The sequence below is a fragment of the Pseudomonas onubensis genome (genome assembly GCF_965653655.1).
GTDB lineage: Bacteria > Pseudomonadota > Gammaproteobacteria > Pseudomonadales > Pseudomonadaceae > Aquipseudomonas.
The window spans coordinates 1-255 of the sequence record NZ_CBFHAZ010000351.1; the positions used below are offsets into that span (position 1 = coordinate 1).

At 55.3% G+C, this 255-nt stretch carries 1 pseudogene; it reads right to left on the reverse strand.

From position 1 onward, the window contains the following. Positions 1-202, reverse strand: a pseudogene (locus ACTD9P_RS30295) (IS110 family transposase); the annotation flags it as partial. Positions 203-255 lie beyond the last annotated feature (53 nt).

Here is a 255-nt window from a genome sequence, read left to right on the forward strand (position 1 = left end):
CTTCCATCGCCACCATCTTGACGCCCATGGATTCAAACCAATCGGCCATGGCGTGCAAATCGTCGGTGAAGGTTGAAAACCTTTTAACCGGGTCAGCGCATTTGGTCGGATCAACGGCGGCCAAATGTTCACCGCCGCCAACATCAACGGCAGCGCAGTCAGGGTGGATAACTTCAAAACGTTTTTGGTTCTTGCGCGTCATGACAATTCCTCGCAGGATTGAATGACGCGGGCGGGGTACACGGTGGCGAGCGG